This window comes from Streptomyces sp. R21, assembly GCF_041051975.1.
Classification (GTDB): domain Bacteria; phylum Actinomycetota; class Actinomycetes; order Streptomycetales; family Streptomycetaceae; genus Streptomyces.
Map to the genome: position 1 here is coordinate 2840802 of NZ_CP163435.1, position 22158 is coordinate 2862959.

The 22158-nt window shown below is 70.3% G+C and carries 16 protein-coding genes; 5 read left to right on the forward strand and 11 right to left on the reverse strand.

Annotated features, from left to right (window positions below; translation table 11 throughout):
- Positions 1-260: 260 nt before the first annotated feature.
- Positions 261-1982 (reverse strand): DUF4192 domain-containing protein, encoded by a 1722-nt coding sequence (locus AB5J56_RS12720; protein ID WP_369232816.1) that lies wholly within the window; start codon positions 1980-1982, stop codon positions 261-263.
- Positions 1983-2115: 133 nt separating this feature from the next.
- On the opposite strand from AB5J56_RS12720, the gene AB5J56_RS12725 reads away from it, so the two are divergent.
- Together AB5J56_RS12725 and AB5J56_RS12730 are read left to right on the forward strand one after the other, a co-directional pair.
- Positions 2116-4299: a RecQ family ATP-dependent DNA helicase gene (locus tag AB5J56_RS12725; RefSeq protein ID WP_369232817.1), complete on the forward strand. Its 2184-nt coding sequence runs from the start codon at positions 2116-2118 to the stop codon at positions 4297-4299.
- Positions 4300-4523: 224 nt separating this feature from the next.
- On the forward strand, positions 4524-5150 hold the full coding sequence (locus AB5J56_RS12730; RefSeq protein WP_369232818.1) for a hypothetical protein: 627 nt from the start codon (positions 4524-4526) through the stop codon (positions 5148-5150).
- A 632-nt stretch (positions 5151-5782) separates the two neighbouring features.
- On the opposite strand, the gene AB5J56_RS12735 is transcribed toward AB5J56_RS12730, so the two are convergent.
- The 3 genes from AB5J56_RS12735 to AB5J56_RS12745 form a co-directional block, all read right to left on the reverse strand.
- Complete coding sequence (locus tag AB5J56_RS12735) at positions 5783-6409, reverse strand: hypothetical protein (RefSeq protein ID WP_369232819.1); 627 nt, start codon at positions 6407-6409, stop codon at positions 5783-5785.
- A gap of 68 nt (positions 6410-6477) precedes the next feature.
- Entirely contained in the window at positions 6478-7179 is a 702-nt protein-coding gene (locus AB5J56_RS12740; RefSeq protein WP_369232820.1) for a ribonuclease HII, read from the reverse strand.
- Between the two features lie 116 nt (positions 7180-7295).
- Positions 7296-7919 (reverse strand): TetR/AcrR family transcriptional regulator, encoded by a 624-nt coding sequence (locus tag AB5J56_RS12745; RefSeq protein WP_369232821.1) that lies wholly within the window; start codon positions 7917-7919, stop codon positions 7296-7298.
- 174 nt (positions 7920-8093) lie between these two features.
- Here AB5J56_RS12745 and AB5J56_RS12750 point away from each other — a divergent pair, with 174 nt between their 5' ends.
- Entirely contained in the window at positions 8094-9641 is a 1548-nt protein-coding gene (locus tag AB5J56_RS12750) for an MFS transporter (protein ID WP_369232822.1), read from the forward strand.
- Positions 9642-9791: 150 nt separating this feature from the next.
- Here the strand turns inward: AB5J56_RS12750 and AB5J56_RS12755 are convergent, their stop codons facing one another.
- From AB5J56_RS12755 to AB5J56_RS12770, 4 genes are all read right to left on the reverse strand, one after another.
- A complete protein-coding gene (locus tag AB5J56_RS12755; RefSeq protein ID WP_369242518.1) occupies positions 9792-11264 on the reverse strand; it encodes a DUF4153 domain-containing protein in 1473 nt (490 codons plus the stop codon).
- A 550-nt stretch (positions 11265-11814) separates the two neighbouring features.
- Positions 11815-12720 (reverse strand): ADP-ribosylglycohydrolase family protein, encoded by a 906-nt coding sequence (locus tag AB5J56_RS12760; RefSeq protein ID WP_369232823.1) that lies wholly within the window; start codon positions 12718-12720, stop codon positions 11815-11817.
- 78 nt (positions 12721-12798) lie between these two features.
- On the reverse strand, positions 12799-13458 hold the full coding sequence (locus tag AB5J56_RS12765; protein WP_369232824.1) for a histidine phosphatase family protein: 660 nt from the start codon (positions 13456-13458) through the stop codon (positions 12799-12801).
- Between the two features lie 106 nt (positions 13459-13564).
- Positions 13565-14170: a DUF4937 domain-containing protein gene (locus tag AB5J56_RS12770; RefSeq protein ID WP_369232825.1), complete on the reverse strand. Its 606-nt coding sequence runs from the start codon at positions 14168-14170 to the stop codon at positions 13565-13567.
- 154 nt (positions 14171-14324) lie between these two features.
- Between AB5J56_RS12770 and AB5J56_RS12775 the strand changes: the two genes are divergently transcribed.
- Positions 14325-14858 (forward strand): TerD family protein, encoded by a 534-nt coding sequence (locus AB5J56_RS12775; RefSeq protein ID WP_369242520.1) that lies wholly within the window; start codon positions 14325-14327, stop codon positions 14856-14858.
- Positions 14859-14987: 129 nt separating this feature from the next.
- Here the strand turns inward: AB5J56_RS12775 and AB5J56_RS12780 are convergent, their stop codons facing one another.
- Together AB5J56_RS12780 and nrdR are read right to left on the reverse strand one after the other, a co-directional pair.
- Entirely contained in the window at positions 14988-17891 is a 2904-nt protein-coding gene (locus tag AB5J56_RS12780; protein ID WP_369232826.1) for a vitamin B12-dependent ribonucleotide reductase, read from the reverse strand.
- A gap of 166 nt (positions 17892-18057) precedes the next feature.
- A complete protein-coding gene (nrdR, locus tag AB5J56_RS12785; RefSeq protein WP_369232827.1) occupies positions 18058-18621 on the reverse strand; it encodes a transcriptional regulator NrdR in 564 nt (187 codons plus the stop codon).
- 518 nt (positions 18622-19139) lie between these two features.
- Here nrdR and lexA point away from each other — a divergent pair.
- On the forward strand, positions 19140-19919 hold the full coding sequence (lexA, locus tag AB5J56_RS12790) for a transcriptional repressor LexA (RefSeq protein ID WP_369232828.1): 780 nt from the start codon (positions 19140-19142) through the stop codon (positions 19917-19919).
- Positions 19920-20052: 133 nt separating this feature from the next.
- On the opposite strand, the gene AB5J56_RS12795 is transcribed toward lexA, so the two are convergent.
- Positions 20053-22110 carry an ATP-dependent DNA helicase gene (locus tag AB5J56_RS12795; RefSeq protein WP_369232829.1) on the reverse strand — a complete coding sequence of 686 codons (2058 nt, stop codon included), beginning with the start codon at positions 22108-22110 and terminating at the stop codon, positions 20053-20055.
- Positions 22111-22158: the final 48 nt, after the last annotated feature.

Consider the following 22158-nt stretch of genomic DNA (forward strand, 5'->3'; position numbering starts at 1 on the left):
TCCTCCGCGCTCGGTGCGCCTTGGGCGCACTCGGCGCCGGGTGGGGGCCCCGGAGGGTCGAGGGCGTAACGACGGCAAGACCGGGTCACGGGCTCCGCCACTCAGGTGAACGGGGCGGGCCTGCTCGGAGTCACGCCCCACGCCCGGGAAGCCGACCGAATGGCGGTGGAGCGACGACGATCGAGGCATGCCGCGAATGGCCGCGGCATGGTCGGCATGTCCGGGGAGACGGTTGGTCCTTCCGCCCCCCGCCCCGCCCTTCACATGTCCTCCCCCATGCCCTGACGGCCGCCGCCATGACGTGCCCGTGTCCGCGCCCGACCGCTCGCGCCCCCGGCTGTACGCCCCGGCCCCTCTCCGGCAGGCGAGGCCTCGTCGGCGGGCCGGCGCCGACGGGTTCCTGTCGTCCCGGAGGAGGGCCTGCTCGGCCGGCTTTCTCCGTTCCCTTCCGCCTGTCGTGGCCGTCGGCGGCGGCGAGCGACGGACGCCGCCGACTTGGCCGCGGCCATGCGAAGGGCCGGAGCGGTGCCGTCGGCGGGCCCCACAGCAGCGCCTGACACGGAAGAGGCAACGTCCGCCGATGGCCCCGTGGCATCACAGTCCGCACGCTCGGAGATCGAGGAACCGGAGTCCGAAGACCCCTCCGCTGTCACCGCCGCACGATCCGTGCGCTCCGCCCGCAAGCAGCGCCGGATCGACTCAGGGTCCAGGCCCTCGTTGCAGGCCTGGTGCAGGAGACGAGCGAAGAGGTAGTCGGAATCGGCGCCGAGAGCCATGGCCAGGGCCTCTCGGGCTTCGAGTTCGTCGCCGGTGGACCAGGCGACCCATCCGGCGAGTGTGAGCGGTGCCGCGGCGTGCTCGCGGTAGGGGCCCACGCAACGGCGGGCCAGGGCTCGCCAGAGGCGCAGGGCCGGCCCCGCCTCGTCGCCCTCCATCCACTCGGCCGCGCGGTCACGGGTCGTACGGTCCTGAAGGCCGAGAATCAAAGTGGCGGCCTCGTCGTCATCGAGGAGTCCGTCGTCGCGGAGGTCCGCAGGCCGCGTGCCGGACACGGTGGGAGCGTCGGCGAACCGGTCCAGGATCCGGCGGGCCAGTCCGAGGGCCTCATCGGCCACGCCCTGGCGGCTCTCCGCGTCCAGAATCCGGGGGACGAGTGCCATGGACGCCGTGTCCAGGGCGATCTCCTGCTCCAGCGCACCGCCGGTCTCCCGGGGCGAGAGCCTGGCCGTCAGTTCGCGCAGGGTGCCGCGCACCTGGAGGCCTGCGTACGTCGCGGCGGCGGCCAGCACCGAGGTGCCGGGCAGCCCCATCGCCTCACCGCCTCGCGGGCAGCAACCCTGCCCCGGGCAGCAGTACGACCAGAAACGGCCGTCGGAGATGCAGAGCGCCTCGACCACGGGGACGTCGAGGTCTCCGCAGGACGTGCGCAGCAACTGCGCCAGCGGGCGAAGCCGCTCCATCACGTCCTGACCCGACTCGCCGGCCCGCGGTTCCTGGCAGAGGTAGGCGACCATGCTCCCGGGCCGGGCACCCCGGCGCTCGCTGCCCGTCACGAGCCCTCGCGAGAGCTGCTGGGCGACGGACGGCCAGTCCCCCGCGGTGGTCGGGATCCCGAGCCGGGCTCGCCCGCCGAACCGGCCGCGCCGCTCGCCGTCGTGCAGGGCGACCAGCACGATGCTGTCCTCGGGCCGATAGCCGAGCAAGTACGGGAGGGCGTCGGCCAGTTCGGCCGGCGTACGCAGGGTGACCTGGTGCTCGGCGCAGGGACCGGGATCGGCGCCGTGCCCTGCGTACTCGAGAGGGCGGTCACGGCCCGCATGCCCGGACAGAGCGCCTCGCTCACCGGTCCCTTCGCAGCCTCCGTGCCCCCCTTCTCCTTCATGTCCCGCGTGTTCCTCAGCGCCTTCGCGCGCATCGCGCCCTGCGTGCTTGTTGAAGTCACTGTTGCCGGAAGAGCCGGCCGCTTCGCTGTGATTCGTCATGCCGTGACCATCCCGCGGATCTTGAAATTCCGCTTCGCCCTGTGGATAACCCCAATCAGGGACACGTCAGAAATTGTCCACAGCTCGGCAGGCTCGTTCGCGCGATGTCCGACCCATCGGGTTGCATGGGGCCATGAGCAACGCAGACCCGCGACCCACCACTGCCTCCGATGACCTCCGCACCGCGGCCGACACCGTTCTCGCCCGTCTCGTCGGCGCCCCGGCGGGCGAGGCCCGGCTGCGCGAGGACCAGTGGCGCGCCATCGAGGCCCTGGTGGCCGACAAGCGCAGAGCGCTCGTCGTGCAGCGCACCGGCTGGGGTAAGTCCGCGGTGTACTTCGTCGCGACCGCGCTGCTGCGCGAGCGGGGCGCCGGACCCACGGTCATCGTCTCCCCTCTTCTCGCGCTCATGCGCAACCAGGTGGATGCGGCCGCACGCGCCGGAATCCGCGCGAGGACCATCAACTCCTCCAACACTGAGGAGTGGGAGACGATCCAGGCGGAGGTCGCCGCAAGCGAGGTCGACGTCCTCCTGGTGAGTCCGGAACGCCTCAACAACCCCGACTTCCGCGACCAGGTGCTGCCCAAGCTGGCCGCGGCCACCGGCCTGCTCGTGGTCGACGAGGCGCACTGCATCTCCGACTGGGGCCACGACTTCCGGCCGGACTACCGCCGGCTGCGCACGATGCTCGCCGATCTCCCGCCCGGCGTCCCCGTCCTGGCGACCACCGCGACAGCCAACGCGCGCGTGACGGCCGATGTCGCCGAGCAGCTGGGCACCGGAGGCAGCACCGACGCGCTGGTCCTGCGCGGGCCGCTGGACCGGGAGAGCCTGAGCCTCGGCGTGCTGCGGCTGCCGGACGCCGCCCACCGGATGGCCTGGCTCGCCGAGCATCTGAACGATCTGCCGGGCTCCGGGATCATCTACACCCTCACGGTGGCCGCGGCCGAGGAGGTCACCGCGTTCCTGCGCCAGTGCGGGCACATCGTGTCGTCGTACACGGGAAAGACCGAGAACGCGGAGCGCCAGCAGGCCGAGGAGGATCTGCTCGCCAACCGCGTCAAGGCGCTCGTCGCCACGTCCGCGCTGGGCATGGGCTTCGACAAGCCCGACCTCGGATTCGTCGTGCACCTGGGTTCTCCCTCCTCCCCCATCGCCTACTACCAGCAGGTGGGGCGTGCGGGCCGCGGTGTGCAGCATGCCGAGGTGCTGCTGCTGCCGGGCAAGGAGGACCAGGCGATCTGGGAGTACTTCGCGTCGCTCGCCTTCCCTCCGGAGGAGCAGGTGCGCCGCACGCTCGACATCCTGTCCCGGTCCGACCGGCCGCTCTCGCTGCCCGCTCTCGAACCCCTGGTGGAGCTGCGCCGGTCCCGCCTGGAGACGATGCTCAAAGTGCTCGACGTGGACGGTGCGGTGCGCCGCGTGCAGGGCGGCTGGATCTCCACGGGCAACGCCTGGGCGTACGACACCGAGCGGTACGCCTGGGTCGCCAAGCAGCGGTCGGCCGAACAGCAGGCGATGCGCGACTACGTCACAACGGCCGGGTGCCGGATGGAGTTCCTGCGGCGGCAGCTCGACGACGAGGGAGCGGCGCCGTGCGGGCGCTGCGACAACTGCGCGGGAGCGCGCTTCGAGACGCCCGTGTCCCCGGCGGCACTGGACGCGGCCAACGGCGAGCTGGGCCGCGCGGGCGTCGAGGTCGAGCCCCGGAAGATGTGGCCGACGGGTCTGCCGGCCGTCGGCGTGGACCTGAAGGGGCGCATCCCGGCCGGTGAACAGGCCGCGCCGGGGCGGGCCTTGGGGCGACTCTCGGACATCGGCTGGGGCAACCGGCTGCGGCCGATGCTCGTACCGCAGGCCCCGGACGGGCCCGTGCCCGACGATGTCGCGAAGGCCGTGGTCGGCGTGCTGACCGACTGGGCGAAGGGACCCGGCGGCTGGGCCTCCGGACAGCCCGACGCGCAGCCCCGCCCGGTCGGGGTCGTCACCCTTGCCTCGCGCAGGCGACCGCAGTTGATCCAGTCGCTGGGCGCGAGGATCGCGGAAGTCGGCCGACTACCCCTGCTGGGTTCCCTGGAGTACGTCGGCGAGGCGGCGCACATCTCCCGGAGCAACAGCGCGCAGCGGCTCAAGGCACTCGACGGGGCGCTGGCCGTGCCGCCCGCGCTGGCCGCGGCCCTCAAGGAAGCCGGCGGTCCCGTACTGCTCGTGGACGACGCGACGGAGACCGGCTGGACGCTCGCGGTGGCCGCTCGCATGCTGCGCCGGGCCGGTGCACAGGGGGTGTTGCCGCTGGTCCTCGCCGTACAGGCGTGACCCACGCATCGCCAACGGCATCAGTGGGCAGGGATATACGCGTCACACTGTCAGAAAACGGTCTGTGGCCCCAATTGCTCGTTGCCGCAACCAAGTTCGACAGCAAGAATTGAGGTCCGCTCCCCGCACGGCTTGCCCGTGGTCCGGTAGGGCTCTGCTGCGGCGTGCGCTCCCCCAAGTCCGACCCCCGCCCGCAGTGTGGGCGCGTAGCCGAAGGGAGGACCGTGACCTTCGGATTCGCTCCGTCCTCGGCGGCATCGATGTCGACGTCTGCCGACCTGTCCGCCAACCCACTGGCCCGGATGCTCGAACCCGCCGAATGGGCCGCCGCGGGGATTCCGCTGCTGCGTAATCCCCGCGAGGTCGTCAGTGGGCTGCACGCCCGGCATCTGCCCAGACCGTCGACCGCGATCGTGGCCGTCCTCGATCCGGACGAACGGCTGCGGGCCAGCGCCTCGTTCACCCGGCGTCCGGCTCCGGCGGACGGCTGGATGTTCCGCAACGCACTGCTCTCGCAGCTGCGCCGGGTCATCCCGCACGACCTGCGGCGTCGCACTCCGGTGCGCACGGCCGTGCTGCTCTACTGCCGTGACGGCGACGCGCGATGGACACAGGAGGACGGGGCGTGGATGTGGGGCCTGCGGGATGCCTGCACGCTCCACGGGCTGCGCTGCGGGGCGTACATAACGCTGACGCGCGACGGCTGGCAGGTTCTCGGCGAGGGCCGCGGCGGACGCAGTCCCCACGCGGATTCCCCGCCGGAGTCCTTCGCCCTGGCCGAGGCTCCACCACCGCTGCCGCGCACCGGAGGCGCCGCGTCGGAGATACTGCGCCGGGCAGCCGCCCGCTGAAACCGCGGCGGTCGCCCACCGCGGCATCGCGCGGCAGGGAAGTCGGCCTGATGGCGAGACGGCTGAGCCAGTCGGCCGCCGACAGTGAAGGCTGCCGCCCTGACAGAAGGCCGCAGGGCCCACACCTCAGACGCCCAAAGAGCGCTGAAGGCTGCCGCCCTGACAGAAGGCCGCAGGGCGGCATGCCACAGGGCGCACACCCCGCCCCGCCCACAGAGCACTGTTGATCACGCTCCCCGAAACCGACCGACCACCCCCACAAGAGGCGAACGGCCATGCGCGGCGCATGAACAGCCCCGCCCGGCACGCGGGAAATCACGCCCAATGAACAGGCGGCAGCGCCGTGCCCGCCGACACCGAACAGCTCGGATCGGCCGGGCCCGGCGCAGCACACACCCACGCGCCTCACTCAGCGACGAGAAACGTCATCCCGGACGCCGGAGGACGCTCCGGCACAGGGACCTGGCGCCGCCCAGCCATCATCGGCGCACGCCGACATGACCACCGGACAGACGTCGCCGTAGAGAAACCTGCGACGCCCCGAACCCACTCACCGCAAGCAGCACTCCGAACGCGCCGCGAGCGAGCCGCGAACGCGCCCCGGACATGCTCCCGGCGGGGTCCGGAACCGCTCAGACCCCGGCGCCCAGCACCGAGTTGATCTGCTGCGGGTCACCGCAGACGATCATCAGGGCGCCGGCCCGGCCGAGGGCCAGCGGGAGAGCGGAGGCGGCAGCCGTGTCGGCGCCGCCGTTGACGGCGACCACGACCACGGGGCGGGACGCGGCCCGCTCCGCGACGGAGGCGTCGGCGTAGAAGACGTCGTCGCCCGCGTCGTGCTGCGCCCAGTAGGCGGCTTCGCCGAAGGACAGTTCGTGCGCGGCCCACGGGTGAAGGTCGCCGGTGGTGATCACCAGCACCTCACCAGGGGCGCGACCGGACTCCAGCAGCAGGTCGACGGCTTCTTCTGCGGCGTCCAGCGCACCCTCGACCGAGGCCGGGATCAGCTGGATCTGCGGGGTCGCCGCAGCGGCCACGGTGGCCGGAGCGGAAGGCCCCGGCACGGCCGCAACGGGCTCGCGCGGGGTGCGTTGGGCCGGCATCGGCCGGACAGGACCCGGACGGCCGGGACGTGGCGGAGCCACGGGACGGGGGCCGGGTACGGGACGGGGGGTCGGCGCGGTGCGGCCGGCGGCCGGCGTGGCGCGGGGACCCTGGGCACTCTCGTGAATCTGAGGCTCCTCGGGAATGAGAGGCATGAGCTGATTTTTATCAAACGCCGGTGCGACTCGCGTCGGCGGGTGGCACATGGGTGCGAACGGAATCGTCAGAAATCGAAGCCGAGCTGGCCCTCGATTTCCGGAACGCGTCCGTCCACCCAGCTGCGGACCTTCTTGAGGTGCCGCCACTGGGGCAACGCATCAAGATACGCCCACGACAGCCGGTGGTACGGGGTGGGTCCCCACTCCTCCAGCGCGGCCTTGTGCACGGGAGACGGATACCCGGCGTTGGCCGCAAATCCGAAGTCTGCATGGTCGATGCCCAGTTCGGCCATCATTTTGTCGCGCCGGACCTTGGCGATCACCGAGGCCGCCGCGACGGCGACACAGGACTGGTCGCCCTTGATCACCGTACGGACCCGCCAGGGGTGGCCGAGATAGTCGTGCTTTCCGTCGAGGATGACCGCGTCGGGGCGCACCGGCAGCGACTCCAGGGCGCGCTCAGCCGCGAGCCGCAGGGCAGCCGTCATCCCCAGGCTGTCGATCTCCTCGGGAGAGGCATCCCCCAGGGCGTACGACGTCACCCATTTCTCCAGCTCCACGGCGAGCGTGGTGCGCCGTTTGGCGGTCAGGAGTTTGGAGTCGGTGAGCCCTTCGGGCGGACGGCGCAGTCCCGTGACGGCGGCGCAGACGGTGACAGGACCGGCCCAGGCACCGCGCCCCACCTCGTCGACACCGGCAATGATCTTCGCTCCGGTCGTGGCGCGGAGGGAGCGCTCGACGGTGTGAGTGGGAGGTTCGTACGGCATGGCAGCCTCAGCCTACGCCGCCCGGAGCCCCACCCGACACCCTGACTCCCCGAGCGGCCCCGACCCGCCCGCGGCCGCGCGACCAGGCAGGTCCCCGAGACCGTGGCGCCCTGGAGTCACGCGCGGTTCGGCCTGAGCAGCGGAACCATCAGCTGGTCGATCATCTCCTCCAGGTCCCGCTCGCCCCATTCACTGGCGCACACCTTGGACCGGTACATCATCATCGCCGGAATGGCATCGAAGACGTACGGATTCGCCGCGTCGGCGCGTACTTCCCCCCGCTCGATTCCTCGCCGGATGACCTCCTGCAGCAGGCCCATGGTCGGTTCGATCACTCCGCCGACGATCACCGCCTGGAAGCGCTCGGCCTGCGTGGCGTCGCATTCGTGAAGCACCGAGCGGAGGGCGAAGCCGGGTCGCGAGAACATCGCCTCGCGTACCTGCCGGCACAGCGCCAGCAGATCCTCCCGGACGCCGCCGAGGTCGGGCGCCTGCACGAGCCGGGGCATGGCGGCCTGCAGTGCGTCGGCGACGAGGTCCTCCTTGGAGGGCCAGCGCCGGTAGACCGCGGCCTTGCCCGTCTGGGCACCAGCGGCGACGCCCTCCATCGTGAGGGCGTTCCAGCCGACCGTACTGAGCTGTTCCAGCGCGGCATCGAGGATGGCGCGCTCGAGTACGGCGCCGCGCCGGCGAGGAGAGACCGTCTGAGCGGGGGCGGCCGTCCAGCGCGAAGTAACCATCTGTGTGTCTCCGTTGAGCGTTGAGCGAGGGAAAGCGGGGGCGTCGAGCGAGCGGATCGGTGCGGCGACACGGCACTGACTTCAGTGAACGCTTGCGTTCTCTGACGGGGACTCACTACCGTTGTCGCGGCAGTGAACGCGAGCGTTCACTAACGCACTTGTGGGGGACCCATAGTGACAACCTCTCAGTTGATCCAGGAACAGAAGCCAGGAGCAGCCCGCCGGGAGGGGCATCCCGGCATCGCACTCACCGTCATCGCAGCCTGCCAACTCATGGTGGTGCTCGACGCGACGATTGTGAACATCGCACTCCCGCACATTCAAGACGCGCTCAAATTCAGCACGACCGACCTGACGTGGGTCGTCAGCGCCTACACGCTCACCTTCGGCGGCCTGCTGCTTCTCGGCGGCCGGGCGGGGGACATCCTGGGCCGGCGCCGGGTCTTCATGACCGGCATCCTGCTGTTCACGCTCGCCTCACTGCTGGGCGGCCTCGCTCAGGAACCCTGGCAGTTGCTGGTCGCGCGCGCCCTGCAGGGCGTGGGTGGTGCCATCGCTTCGCCCACCTCGCTGGCGCTGATCACCACGACCTTCCCCGAGGGCCCGGAACGGAACCGGGCCTTCGGTGTCTTCGCCGCCGTCTCGGCGGGCGGTGGCGCCATCGGTCTTCTCGCGGGCGGCATGCTCACCGAGTGGCTCGACTGGCGCTGGGTGCTCTTCGTCAACGTACCCATCGGTGTCCTGATCGCGGTGCTCGCGCCGATGTACATCAACGAGTCCGAGCGTCATCCGGGCCGCTTCGACATCGCGGGCGCGCTCGCCTCGACGGCCGGAATGGCATCCCTGGTGTACGGATTCATCCGCGCCGCGGAAGAGGGCTGGCGCGACAACCTCACCATCGGGTCCTTCGGGGCGGCCGTCGTCCTGCTGGTGGCGTTCGTCTTCATCGAGCTGCGGGCCAAGGAGCCGATCACCCCGCTGAAGATGTTCGCCGACCGCAACCGCTCCGGCACGTACGTGATCATGCTGAGCCTGGCCGCGGCGATGTTCGGCATGTTCTTCTTCATCGTGCTGTTCGTCCAGAACGTGCTGGACTACACGCCGATCCAGGCCGGTCTGGCCTTCCTCCCGGTGACGGTCGCGATCGGTGTGGGCGCCGGCCTGTCGCAGCGATTCCTGCCGGTTCTCGGCCCCAAGCCGTTCATGGTCACCGGCTCGACGCTGGTGGTGCTCGGTCTCGGCTGGCAGACGTTCATCAGTCCCGACAGTTCGTACGTCGGCGGGGTGCTCGGGCCGATGCTGCTGTTCGGCTTCGGCATGGGCCTGAACTTCGTGACGCTGACCCTCACCGCCGTCTCCGGCGTCGCCCTGCACGAGGCGGGCGCCGCGTCGGGGCTGCTCAACGCCACGCAGCAGGTGGGCGGTTCGCTCGGCCTCTCCATCCTGACCACGGTGTTCGGGACGGCCAGCCGTGACGAGGCGGAGAAGCAGCTGCCGGACTTCCTGGCCAACGGCTCGCCGGAGCAGAAGGCGGAGTTCGCCAAGACGCACCAGCTGCCCGCGCCCTGGGGACACGAGGTGCTCGCCGAAGGCATCTCGACCGCGTTCATCCCGGCCGCGGCGATGGCCGTACTGGCCCTCGTCACCGCCGCTGTGGTGATCCGTGTCCGCAAGAGCGACCTGGACGCACTCTCCGGCACGACGGGACCCGCCGGAGGCTGATCATCCACCCGCCCGTCCCCGACAGGACGGGACGGAACAGAACATGTGGCGGACCGACACGGGAGGACCGTGGCGGTCCGCCGCGGCATGAGACGAAGCGGCGCGGGAGACGCTCACCGATAGGTGACAACGAAGCGGCGCGGGAGACGCTCACCGATACGTGACGTCGTCGCCCACCCGACTGCACACATCCCAGTTCGCGTCCTTGGACAGCGGGCGGTCGCGAAGAATGTCCCGGGCACGGGCCTCGCCCCAGCTGGTGGCGTACCAGGGTCCGGGGTCGTTCGCCAGGTCGTCCGCGATGGACCGCAGCGCGCATGAACGCAGCGGCTCCTTCAGCTTGTCGAGGGCCGGTACGGCGTCGGCGGAAAGGTCGCGCGCGTACGCGAGGTCGAACCTGCCGGTGTCCTCGTACCGCTGGACGTTGCGCTCGGCGATCAGACCGTCGGGCGACAGCAGCCCGAAGGCGAGCACGCCCGCCGCGGCACTGGCCGCCACGGCTCGCGGCAGCCAGCGGGCACCCCACACCCCGGCCGCCATGATGAGCACGATGACCAGCCCGAGCCAGAGCTCCACGGCCACCACCGAGACCCTCAGCCGCGTCAGTCCATAGGCCTCCACGTACATGTCCATACGTCGCACCGCCGATGCCACGACAACGAGCGCCAGCGCGCACAGAGTTCCCAGCACAGCGCGCACCAGCGTCCGGTCGCGGGCCCCCTCCCGCGGCGCCCAACGCAGGGCGAACACGATGACGAGGAGGGTCAGCAGCGTGACCATGAGCAGCTGCCAGAACCCCTGCCGCGCGTATTCCGCGTACGTCTGGCCGGTCTCCTTCAGTACGGCGTCGTATCCGCCGAAGAGCACGGCGAGCTGGACGGCGTTGAAGGCCGCGAAGAGCACGGTCAGCACGATCAGCGGCAACGCCCACTCGACCCGCCCCCGGGCGCGGCCCTCGGGCACCTCGACGCGGTCCCACTGGACGGGCGAGGCGGCCGTGTGTGCCGCCGCGAGCGCGCCGACCACGCCGAGCGCGAGGAGCAGGACGCGCCAGGGGCCGCCGGAGACGGAGGCGTCCGGCACGAGATCGCCGAGCAGATCGGCGAAGGCGGCGTCGGCTCCCGCGAACAGCGCGCCGAAGACCAGGAGGAGGACCGCGGTCACCGCGAGCGCGCGCAGCACCGGACCGACCCGCCCGCGGGCGCCGCCCGACCGCTCGCGCAGCCCCTGCCAGCCCCAGATGGGGCCGGTGACCAGCGCGTTGAACAGCCCGATCGGGCCGAGCAGGACGGCGGGCCAGCGCCGTCCGCCGTGCAGGGCGAGCGAGCCCAGCGCGATTGCGGTGACGACGGCCAGGAACGACGGCCAGTCGGCGTCCCGCAGAGCGGGCACGGCCAGCAGGGCCAGCCCGCCGATGCCCCAGACGAGCGTCCACGCGCGCGGGAGCCTGCCCGCGTCCTGGGCGGCGAAATACGCGGCGAGCGCGGCCGGGATCGCGACCAGGAGGAGGTTGACCGCAAGGCCCTCCCCCAGGAGCAGCATGCTCAGCACCCCGGTGGCGAGCGCGGCCCACAGGGTGGCTGTCCGCACCGGGGCCGGTTCCTCGACCCGGAGACCGGCCAGCCAGGGCGTGGGCGCCACGGACGGATGGTCCCAGTCGTCGCCCACAGTCGCCGCGGTCCCCGCACCGGCCGAACCGGACCGGGGACGAACCGCGGCACCAGCCGAGCCGGGCCTGGGACCGGTGCCCACACCGGCCGACCTCGACCCCGGAACCGCGTCCTGCGGCTCGTCCTTCCCCGCAGGCTCCCCGGCGAGCCCGTCGCTCTCGCGCGCATCGCCTTCCTCGGCTCCCGGGGCCTTCCCCTTCAACCGTGCCCGCTCGGGATCTGTCGGCTCGGGCGTGGACGGTATGTCGGACACGGGACCCCCTCCCAGCCGGCCCGTACGCAGCCCGTGGCACGCCTCGGCGGCGGAGGGCTGGTGCTGGTGACCGGTATCTCGTCGGCGTGCGCCCGGCATGATCAACAGGCGGCGTGGCGGAAAGGGTATCCACGCGTCGGCCGTGCGGACGCGTCGCAGCGACGCTGTAGCAGGCCTGTGACAGAGACCGGGTTTCGCCGGCGGCAGCAGGTCTCGCGGGCAGAGACACCTCCCCGACGGTCGTACGACGCTAGGCGGGCACCGGCGCCCAGTCGGGCAGCGCCTCCGTCTGGTCCAGCCACGTACCCGGCGGCGCCCCCGCCTTGCCCGCGGCGACCACGCCGCCCACGATGGCGCAGGTCGTGTCCATGTCGCCGCCCACCTGGGCAGTCGCCCAGAACGCCTCTTCGAAGTCACCCAGTACCCGGGCCGCCGACCAGAGTGCGAACGGCACCGTGTCGTGCGCCGTCGTACGCCGTCCACAGCCCAGTACGGCGGCGACCGTCCCGGCGTCTCCGTAGTCGAGCATGTCGCGGGCGCGCCGCAGCCCCGCGCCCACTGCACTGCGCGGGACGAGCGCGATGACGCCGTCGAGCAGTGCCTCGGCGCTCGGCGGGCCCGCGGGGTCGGCCGCCAGGGCGGCGGCAGCGGCGACGGCCATGGCGCCGACCACGGCCTCGCGGTGCTGGTGGGTGGGGTATGCCGAGATCTCCGCCTGGTGCGTCGCCTGCTCGGGATCGTCGGCGTACCAGGCACCGAGGGGGGCGATCCGCATCGCGGCGCCGTTGCCCCACGACCCCTGTCCGTTGAAGAGCTGGGAGGCCAGCTCGCGCCAGTCGCCGCCCTCCCGGATCAGCCGCAGGAGTCGGTTGACGGCAGGGCCGTAGCCCCGGTCGAAGTCGTGGTGCTCGGCGAAGGAGCGGGCCAGTTCGTCCTGGTCGATGCGGTGATGGGCGGCCAGAACGGCCACTACGGAGCAGGCCATCTCCGTGTCGTCCGTCCATTGCCAGGGGCCGGGCGGCAGCTCGCGGCGCTGGAGCAGCGGATAGTTCGCGGGCACGAAGAACTGCGAGCCGAGCGCGTCCCCCACCGCGAGTCCGCGCAGGCTGGCCACGGCGCGGCCCAGGCGCCCATCGGGAGAGGAGTCAGCGGTCATCGCCCTGCCACTCTAATTCGTTGTCGACACGTCCGGCACGGCCGGGTGTGCTCGGACTTGATCTTCACGGTGAGGCGCCTACCCCGTGACCCCGTACGGTTCCGGATCACGCCAGCGTTCGAAGGGGCGGTCGAGGGTGTACCTGCCGTCGCCCCCGAGAACGAGCATCCGCTTCTCGGCGTTCCCCGGATTCGACAGCGACTCGAAGTCCGCGACCGACCAGTGGAACCAGCGCATGCAGAACAGCCGCATGGCGAGTCCATGGGTCACCAGGAGGACGTTCGGCGGGTGGTCGGGCGCCTCGAAGCTGCGGTAGAGGCTCTCCAGGAAGCCGCCGACGCGGTCGTACACGTCGGCACCGGACTCCCCCTGGGCGAAGCGATAGAAGAAGTGCCCGTAGGCGTCCCGGTACGCCTTCTGAAGGCGTACGTCGTCGCGGTCCTGCCAGTTCCCCCAGTCCTGCTCGCGCAGCCGCGGCTCCTCGCGGACGCGGACGAGCTCGGGGTCGAGATGGAAGGCCCGGAAGGTCTCGTGGGTGCGGCGGTACGGGGAGACGTAAACGCTTACGCGCTCCCGGCCGAACAGCTCCCGCAACTGCTTGCCCGTGTCCTCCGCCTGCTGCCACCCCTTCTCGGTGAGCGCCAGCGCGTGGTCGGGCTCGCGTTCGTAGACGGAGTCATCGGCATTGCCCACCGACTCGCCGTGCCGGACAAGAACGATGCGCCGTGGTCGTGCCATGCCGAAACCCTAGATCGGTTGCGGGCCGATCGAGCACTCGTACGGGCTCCATACGGCGTAGGTCACACAGCTCCTGCACACTGCGGACCCACCGCGAGGGGCTCCGTCAGACCGTCCAGGTGGGTTCCAGCTCCACGATGTCGCCGGTCAGAGCCGCGACGTCCGCCTCCGTCTGGGCCCGCAGCGCGAGCCGTTCCACGCGCTCGGCGCGGTACTTGCCGTGCTCGGCGGCCGACCGCCACATGGACAGCACCAGGAACTCGTGGCCGGGCGCCTCGCCGAACAGGCCGCGCACCATGCCCGGCGAACCCGCCATCGCCGGGTTCCACACCTTCTCCTGCATCAGGGCGAAGTGCTCGGCCCGCTCCTCGTGGACGCGGCAGTGGGCCACTCGTACGAGGTCGGCGTCCGTGAAGCGCGGCTCGAAACCGGTCTTCACGTCGAAGCGGTAGTCGAACAGTTTGACCTGTGAGTCCTTGAACGTGCCCGACTGCGACGCGGCGAGCCGGTCGTGGGAGCGGGCCATGAAGGAGTCGTAGAAGGCACGGCTCTCCCAGAAGGCGAAGACGTGGGCCACCCCCGACCGTCCGCGGCTCCAGCCCCCGCCCTGTCCCCGGAATCCCGGCTCACCCAGCAGCCCCGCCCACTTTCGCTGCCCCCGCTCGAAACCGCGGCGGTCCACCACGGTGCAGCGAATCCACTTGACCAGCACCGCGCCATCGTAAGGCCACAGAGCGTGGCGTCGGTCACGCTCCGGCTCAGTGGACCCGCGCGAGCGCCCCGGCGTGCGTGACACGATGGGCAACCGCCCTTGACTGCACGGCAGTTGGGGTGGCAAGTGGATGAACAACGGGAGGGAAGATCTGGTGAACGGCCTCAACAAGGGGATCCGCAAGGTCGAGGTCGCGGCGAAGTGGGACCCGAGTCCCCCGGGCCAGGCGGCCACCGATCTCGACATCATCGCCGCGACCTACCTCGCCGACGCGCCCTACGGAGATCCCGCCTACGTAGTGCACTTCGACAGCCGCTCCCCGGACGGCACCATCTATCTCAACCGGGACAGCAAGGACGGCAAGGGCTTCGGCTGGGACGAGGTCATGACCCTGGAGCTCGACCGTCTCGACAGCCGGTACGCGCGCGTGGTGGTCGGTGTCGTCATACAGCAGCGCTCCGGACGCAAGACGTTCGTCGGTGTGCTCAACCCCGGTGTGCGCCTGCGCGAGGGCTACACCGTGCTGGCAGAGGACGACTTCGGCACGGTGCTGGGATCGACGGCGGCGACCGTCGGGGAGTTCCGGCGCGACGCCTCCGGGGAGTGGTCGTTCTTCCCGGGCATCCACGGCTACGACGCGGAGCCGGCGTCCTTCGCCGCGGTCATGGGCGGCACTCCCGACGCCTGACCGCCCTCTACAGGAACCGGTTTCCGACCGCCCCCTGTAGGGGGCCGCCGCCGACATGCCTGATGAGCGGGCGCACAAACGCCGAAGGGCGGTACGGCCACCGGCCGTACCGCCCTTCAAGGCTTCAGATCAGCTGCAACCGCTGGTCGAGCCGCAGCCCTCGCAGATGTAGCAGGACCCGGCCCGCTGCATCTTCGTGCCGCAGGAGAAGCACAGCGGGGCGTCCGCCTGGATGCCCAGCTGCATCTCCACCAGCTCGGCGCTGGTGTGTGCCTGCATCGGGGCGGGCTTGGCCACCTCGACCTCGGCCTTCGGCGTGGCCACGGCCTTCAGTTCCTGCGCACGGGGTGCGGACTGGGCCAGACCCTCGACGTCGACGTCCTCGTCGTCCATGGAGGGCTCGTACGAACCGGTCTCCAGGTGACGCTGGCGCTCCTCGGCGGAGTGGATGCCGAGCGCGGAGCGCGTCTCGAAGGGCAGGAAGTCCAGCGCGAGACGGCGGAAGATGTAGTCGACGATCGACTGCGCCATCCGCACGTCCGGGTCGTCCGTCATGCCGGCCGGCTCGAAGCGCATGTTCGTGAACTTCGAGACGTACGTCTCCAGAGGCACGCCGTACTGCAGACCCACCGACACGGCGATCGAGAAGGCGTCCATCATGCCCGCGAGGGTCGAGCCCTGCTTCGACATCTTCAGGAAGACCTCGCCGAGACCGTCGTCCGGGTAGGAGTTGGCGGTCATGTAACCCTCGGCGCCGCCGACCGTGAAGGACGTCGTGATGCCGGGACGGCCCTTGGGGAGGCGCTTGCGGACCGGGCGGTACTCGACGACCTTCTCGACGGCCTTGCGGATCTCCGCCTCGGCCTTCTCGGTGACCTCGACCTTCTCCTTCTCCTTGGTCTTCGCGGAGAGGGGCTGGCCGACCTTGCAGTTGTCGCGGTAGATCGCGAGCGCCTTGACGCCCATCTTCCACGCCTCGAAGTAGACCTCTTCGACGTCCTCGACGGTCGCCGTCTCCGGCAGGTTGACCGTCTTGGACAGCGCGCCGGAGATCCACGGCTGGATCGCGGCCATCATGCGGACGTGGCCCATCGCGGAGATGGAGCGCTCGCCCATGGCGCAGTCGAAGACCTCGTAGTGCGCGTGCTTGAGGCCGGGGGCGTCGATCACATTGCCGTTCTCGGCGATGTGGGCGACGATCGCCTCGATCTGCTCCTCCTGGTAGCCCAGGCGGCGCAGGGCCTGCGGGACGGTGCCGTTGACGATCTGCATCGAGCCGCCGCCGACCAGCTTCTTGAACTTGACCAGCGCGAGGTCGGGCTCAAGACCGGTGGTGTCGCAGGACATCGCGAGACCGATGGTGCCGGTCGGGGCGATGACGGACGCCTGAGAGTTACGGAAACCGTTCTTCTCACCGAGGCGGAGCACGTCCTGCCAGGCCTCGGTGGCTGCGGCCCAGATCGGCGTGTCCAGGTCGTCCACGCGGGGGGCCACGCCGTTGGCGTCGGAGTGCTGCTTCATCACACGCAGGTGCGGCTGCGCGTTGCGGGCGTACCCGTCGTACGGGCCGACGACCGCGGCGAGTTCGGCGGATCGCTTGTACGACGTACCCGTCATCAGCGAGGTGATGGCACCGGCGAGGGAGCGGCCACCGTCGGAGTCGTACGCGTGGCCGGTCGCCATCAGCAGGGCGCCGAGGTTGGCGTAGCCGATGCCGAGCTGGCGGAAGGCGCGGGTGTTCTCGCCGATCTTCTGGGTCGGGAAGTCCGCGAAGCAGATGGAGATGTCCATCGCGGTGATGACGAGCTCGACGACCTTCGAGAAGCGCTCCGCGTCGAAGGACTGGTGGCCGAGGCCGTCGTCCTTGAGGAACTTCATCAGGTTCAGCGAGGCGAGGTTGCAGGACGTGTTGTCCAGGTGCATGTACTCGCTGCACGGGTTCGAGCCGTTGATGCGGCCGGACTCCGGGCACGTGTGCCACTGGTTGATCGTGTCGTCGTACTGAATGCCAGGGTCGGCGCAGGCCCAGGCGGCCTCGGCCATCTTGCGGAAGAGCGACTTGGCGTCGACCTCCTCGATGACCTCGCCGGTCATGCGGGACGTCAGGCCGAACTTGCCGCCCTCCTCGACCGCCTTCATGAACGTGTCGTTCACGCGGACCGAGTTGTTGGCGTTCTGGTACTGGACGGACGTGATGTCGTCGCCGCCCAGGTCCATGTCGAAGCCCGCGTCACGCAGGGCGCGGATCTTCTCCTCTTCCTTGACCTTGGTCTCGATGAAGTCCTCGATGTCGGGGTGGTCGACGTCGAGAATGACCATCTTGGCGGCGCGGCGCGTGGCGCCACCCGACTTGATCGTTCCCGCGGAGGCGTCGGCACCGCGCATGAAGGAGACGGGACCCGAGGCGTTGCCGCCGGAGGAGAGCAGCTCCTTGGAGGAGCGGATACGGGAGAGGTTCAGGCCGGCGCCGGAGCCGCCCTTGAAGATCATGCCCTCTTCCTTGTACCAGTCGAGGATCGACTCCATGGAGTCGTCGACGGACAGGATGAAGCAGGCGGAGACCTGCTGGGGCTGCGGCGTCCCGACGTTGAACCAGACGGGGCTGTTGAAGCTGAAGATCTGGTGCAGGAGGGCGTACGCCAGCTCGTGCTCGAAGATCTCGGCGTCAGCGGGCGAAGCGAAGTACTTGTAGTCCTCGCCGGCCTTCCGGTACGTCTTCACGATGCGGTCGATGAGCTGCTTGAGGCTCACCTCGCGCTGCGGGGTGCCGACGGCACCGCGGAAGTACTTGCTGGTGACGATGTTGACCGCGTTCACCGACCAGAAGCCGGGGAACTCGACGCCACGCTGCTCGAAATTGACCGAGCCGTCGCGCCAGTTGGTCATGACGACGTCACGGCGCTCCCACTCCACCTCGTCGTACGGATGCACGCCAGGGGTGGTGTGGATGCGCTCGATGCGCAGTCCCTTGCTGGCCTTGGCTCCGCTCTTCGCGCGGGAACCTCGTGCCGGACCGCTCGCCGTCTCTGTCATGCCGCCTCCCTGTATCAGGCTAAAACGCCCTGAAGTGCCACGTTCTTCCCGTGGCACGGTGTGTGTCTGGTACTGCGCGAGCCGCAAAAAGCGGCCTCTCGCAGCAGGTCTTGGGTCGCCGCCGGTCGACCGGGGCCGGACGGTTTCGTCCGGGCCGGCCCGCCGGTCAGTCGGCGGCGCTGGCGGGCACGGGGACCTGAGCGGTCTCTCCGGACCCGCGGTCGCTTTCCGGGCGCTCCGCGACAGCGTGTTCGTGGTCCTCGTCGTCCACGGCGGCACGCCGCCCCGTCTCTTCCCTGAGTTCCGCGATGGCGGCCTCGAAATCATCGAGCGAGTCGAACGCCCGGTACACGGACGCGAACCGCAGATAGGCGACGAGGTCGAGTTCCTGCAACGGGCCGAGTATGGCCAGTCCCACGTCGTGGGTGGTCAGTTCGGCGCTTCCGGTGGCACGCACCGCTTCCTCGACCCGCTGGCCGAGCTGAGCGAGCGCGTCTTCGGTGACAGGCCGCCCCTGGCACGCCTTGCGGACGCCGTTGATGACCTTGGTACGACTGAACGGTTCGGTGACGCCGGACCGCTTGACCACCATCAGCGAGCACGTCTCCACCGTCGTGAAACGACGGGAGCAGTCGGGGCACTGGCGGCGCCTGCGGATCGACGTGCCGTCATCCGTCGTACGACTGTCGACGACGCGGCTGTCAGGGTGCCTGCAGAAGGGGCAGTGCATGGCTCCAACCCTCCTTCACAGCACGACTCATTAGCCTCGGAAGGCCCCTTGGGCCCCTCGAAGCAGCCCCCAGCATAGGCGATGGCCGAGGCCCTGGAGGACAGGGGGACCACAACTTCTGGGCTGCTGTTGCAATCCAACCACTACATGTGGGGATCGACCCGGAAATCCTCCCACGACACGCGTGTCGCACCGGGATTGGCATGTGCCATGCGGCCATACCCGTTCCATGGCGTACGGGGATACGGTGGACGCCGCACGAGAGGGGGCCGGTCCCCGGTTGACCGGGTGGCTGATGGCAGACTGGCCTTCACCCGCGTAGGCCCACAAGGCCATCGTTCCGGCGGTGAAGAGTACAGCAATCGGCCCTTTTGTCCCGTCGGGCGAATCGCCAGCTATACACCCAGACGCATGATCACGTCAGTCAATCCACGGTTTTTCACTCGAACGTGTGTTTGGCGCAACCTTTCGAAAGCAACTACCGTTGTCCAGCAGGGAGACCACCGAGAGGGGCCGACGTGACCACCACCGCAGACAGCGCCACCATCACTGCCCAGGACCGCTCCCAGGGCCGACTCGAGCCGGTGCATGCGATGAACGAAGCAGCCATGAATCACGAGGGGCCCAAGCGCTCCCTGCCCGGCCGACCTCCAGGCATCCGGGCCGACAGCACCGGACTCACCGACCGGCAACGCCGGGTGATCGAGGTCATCAGGGACTCCGTGCAGCGGCGGGGCTACCCGCCGTCGATGCGGGAGATCGGACAGGCCGTGGGCCTCTCCAGCACCTCCTCGGTCGCACACCAGCTGATGGCACTGGAGCGCAAGGGCTTCCTGCGCCGCGACCCGCACCGCCCGCGCGCGTACGAGGTCCGCGGCAGCGACCAGTCCTCCGCGCAGCCCACGGACACGGCGGGCAAACCCGCCGCGTCGTACGTCCCGCTCGTGGGCCGGATCGCCGCCGGTGGCCCGATCCTCGCCGAGGAGTCGGTCGAGGACGTCTTCCCGCTCCCCCGCCAGCTGGTCGGCGACGGCGAGCTGTTCGTCCTGAAGGTCGTCGGTGACTCGATGATCGAGGCCGCGATCTGCGACGGGGACTGGGTGACGGTCCGCCGCCAGCCGGTCGCCGAGAACGGCGACATCGTGGCCGCGATGCTGGAGGGCGAGGCCACGGTCAAGCGCTTCAAGCGCGAGGACGGCCACGTGTGGCTGCTTCCGCACAACTCCGCGTACCAGCCCATCCCCGGCGACGAAGCCACCATCCTCGGCAAGGTCGTCGCGGTGCTCCGGCGGATCTGACAGCCCGCGGCGGGCTCCTGTCCGCCCCAGACCGGGCCCCGGAACCAACTGCGCCGGTTCCGGGGCCCTGTGCGTTCTCTGGCCGGGGACCAAGGGGTGGTGGTGGAGGGCGCCTCCTCCACCACCGCCTCCTCTACCCCTCCACCGTCTCCCCTGCCACTACATCTACCTCTGCCTCTTCCGCTGCCGTCGGCACCTCTGCCGCGGCCTCCGTGTTGCCTGCCTCCGTCTTGCGTGCCGCCTCGTCGATCGCGGAGAGCGATCGCCGTACCTGGTTGCGGTCCGTCGTGTACCAGAAGTCGGGCAGGGACGCCTTCAGATAGCTGCCATAGCGGGCCGTGGCGAGCCGCTGGTCCAGCACCGCCACGACACCACGGTCTCCCATCGCCCGTACGAGGCGGCCGGCGCCCTGGGCCATCAGGAGTGCCGCGTGAGTGGCGGCGACGGCCATGAAGCCGTTGCCCCCCGCGTCCTCGACCGCCTTCTGGCGTGCGCTCATCAACGGGTCGTCGGGGCGTGGGAAGGGAATCTTGTCCATGACGACGAGCTGGCAGCTGGCGCCCGGGACGTCCACGCCCTGCCAGAGCGACAGCGTGCCGAAGAGACAGGTCTTCGGGTCGGCCGCGAAGTTCTTGATCAGCTCGCCGAGCGTCTCCTCGCCCTGGAGGAGGATCGGGAACTCCGGGATGCGGCTGCGCAGTTCCTCGGCGGCGAGCTGAGCCGCTCGCATGGAGGAGAAGAGGCCGAGCGTGCGCCCGCCGGCCGACTGGATCAGCTCGGTGAGCTCATCCAGCATGTCCGTGCGGTCGCCGTCCCGCGCGGGGCGGGACAGATGCTTGGCCACGTAGAGAATGCCCTGCCGGGGATAGTCGAAGGGTGAGCCGACGTCGAGGCCCTTCCACTGCGGCAGGTCGTCGCCCTCCGTGCCCTCGGGGGCGAGTCCCAGGGACGCCCCCACTCCGTTGAAGTCGCCGCCGAGCTTCAGCGTCGCGGAGGTCAGGACGACGGAGCGGTCCGTGAAGAGCTTCTCCCTCAGGAGCCCCGACACCGACATGGGAGCGACCCGCAGCGAGGCCCCGAAGCGGTCGTGCCGCTCGTACCAGACGACGTCCCACTCGGAGCCGTTGCTGATCCGCTCCGCCACGTCGTGCACCGACTCCACCGAGGCGAGAGCCTGCTTGCGGACCGCGTCCTCGTCCTGGACGGACTTGTCGCGGGTGGCGCCGATCGCGGAGATCACCGTACGGGCGGCGTCACGCAGCGCCATCAACGCGTACCCGAGGTCCTCCGGGACCTCCTCCAGGCGGCCGGGCAGGGCCAGCTCCATGACCCGCTCGAAGCCCTCGGCGGCCGTCTGCAGCTGGTCGGCCGCCTTCTCGTTGACGAGCTTGGCGGCCCGGCGCACGGCGCGGTTGACCTGGCCGGGGGTGAGCTCGCCGGTCGCGACGCCGGTGACACGGGAAACCAGCTCGTGCGCCTCGTCGACGATCAGCACTTCGTGCTGCGGGAGGACCGGCGCGCCCTCGATCGCGTCGATCGCGAGCAGCGCGTGGTTGGTGACGACGACCTCGGCGAGCTTGGCGCGCTCGCGGGCCATCTCGGCGAAGCACTCCGCTCCGTAGGCGCATTTCGTGGCGCCCAGGCACTCCCGGGACGACACCGACACCTGGGCCCAGGCACGGTCGGACACGCCCGGGGTGAGGTCGTCGCGGTCACCGGTCTCCGTCTCGTCCGACCAGTCCCGCAGTCGCAGCAGGTCCTGGCCGAGCTTGCTGGTGGGGGCGGCCGCCTCGAACTGGTCGAAGAGCCCCTCCTCCTCATCCTGCGGCACACCCTCGTGCAGCCGGTGCAGGCACAGATAGTTCGACCGGCCCTTGAGCATCGCGAAATCGGGGCGGCGGCGCAGCAGCGGATGCAGCGCGTCGACCGTGCGCGGGAGGTCCCGCTCCACGAGCTGCCGCTGCAGCGCCAGGGTGGCCGTTGCCACGACCACGCGCTCCCCGTGCGCGAGGGCGGGCACCAGATAGCCGAGGGACTTTCCGGTGCCGGTGCCGGCCTGGATCAGCAGATGCGAGGTGTCGTCGATGGCGGCCTCGACGGCTTCGGCCATGGTCACCTGGCCGGGGCGCTCCGTACCGCCGACGGCAGTGACGGCAGCATGCAGGAGTTCAGGGAGTGAGGGCTTCGTCATAGCCCGACCACCCTACGGGTCGGGACTGACAATCGGGCGATCAAGGCG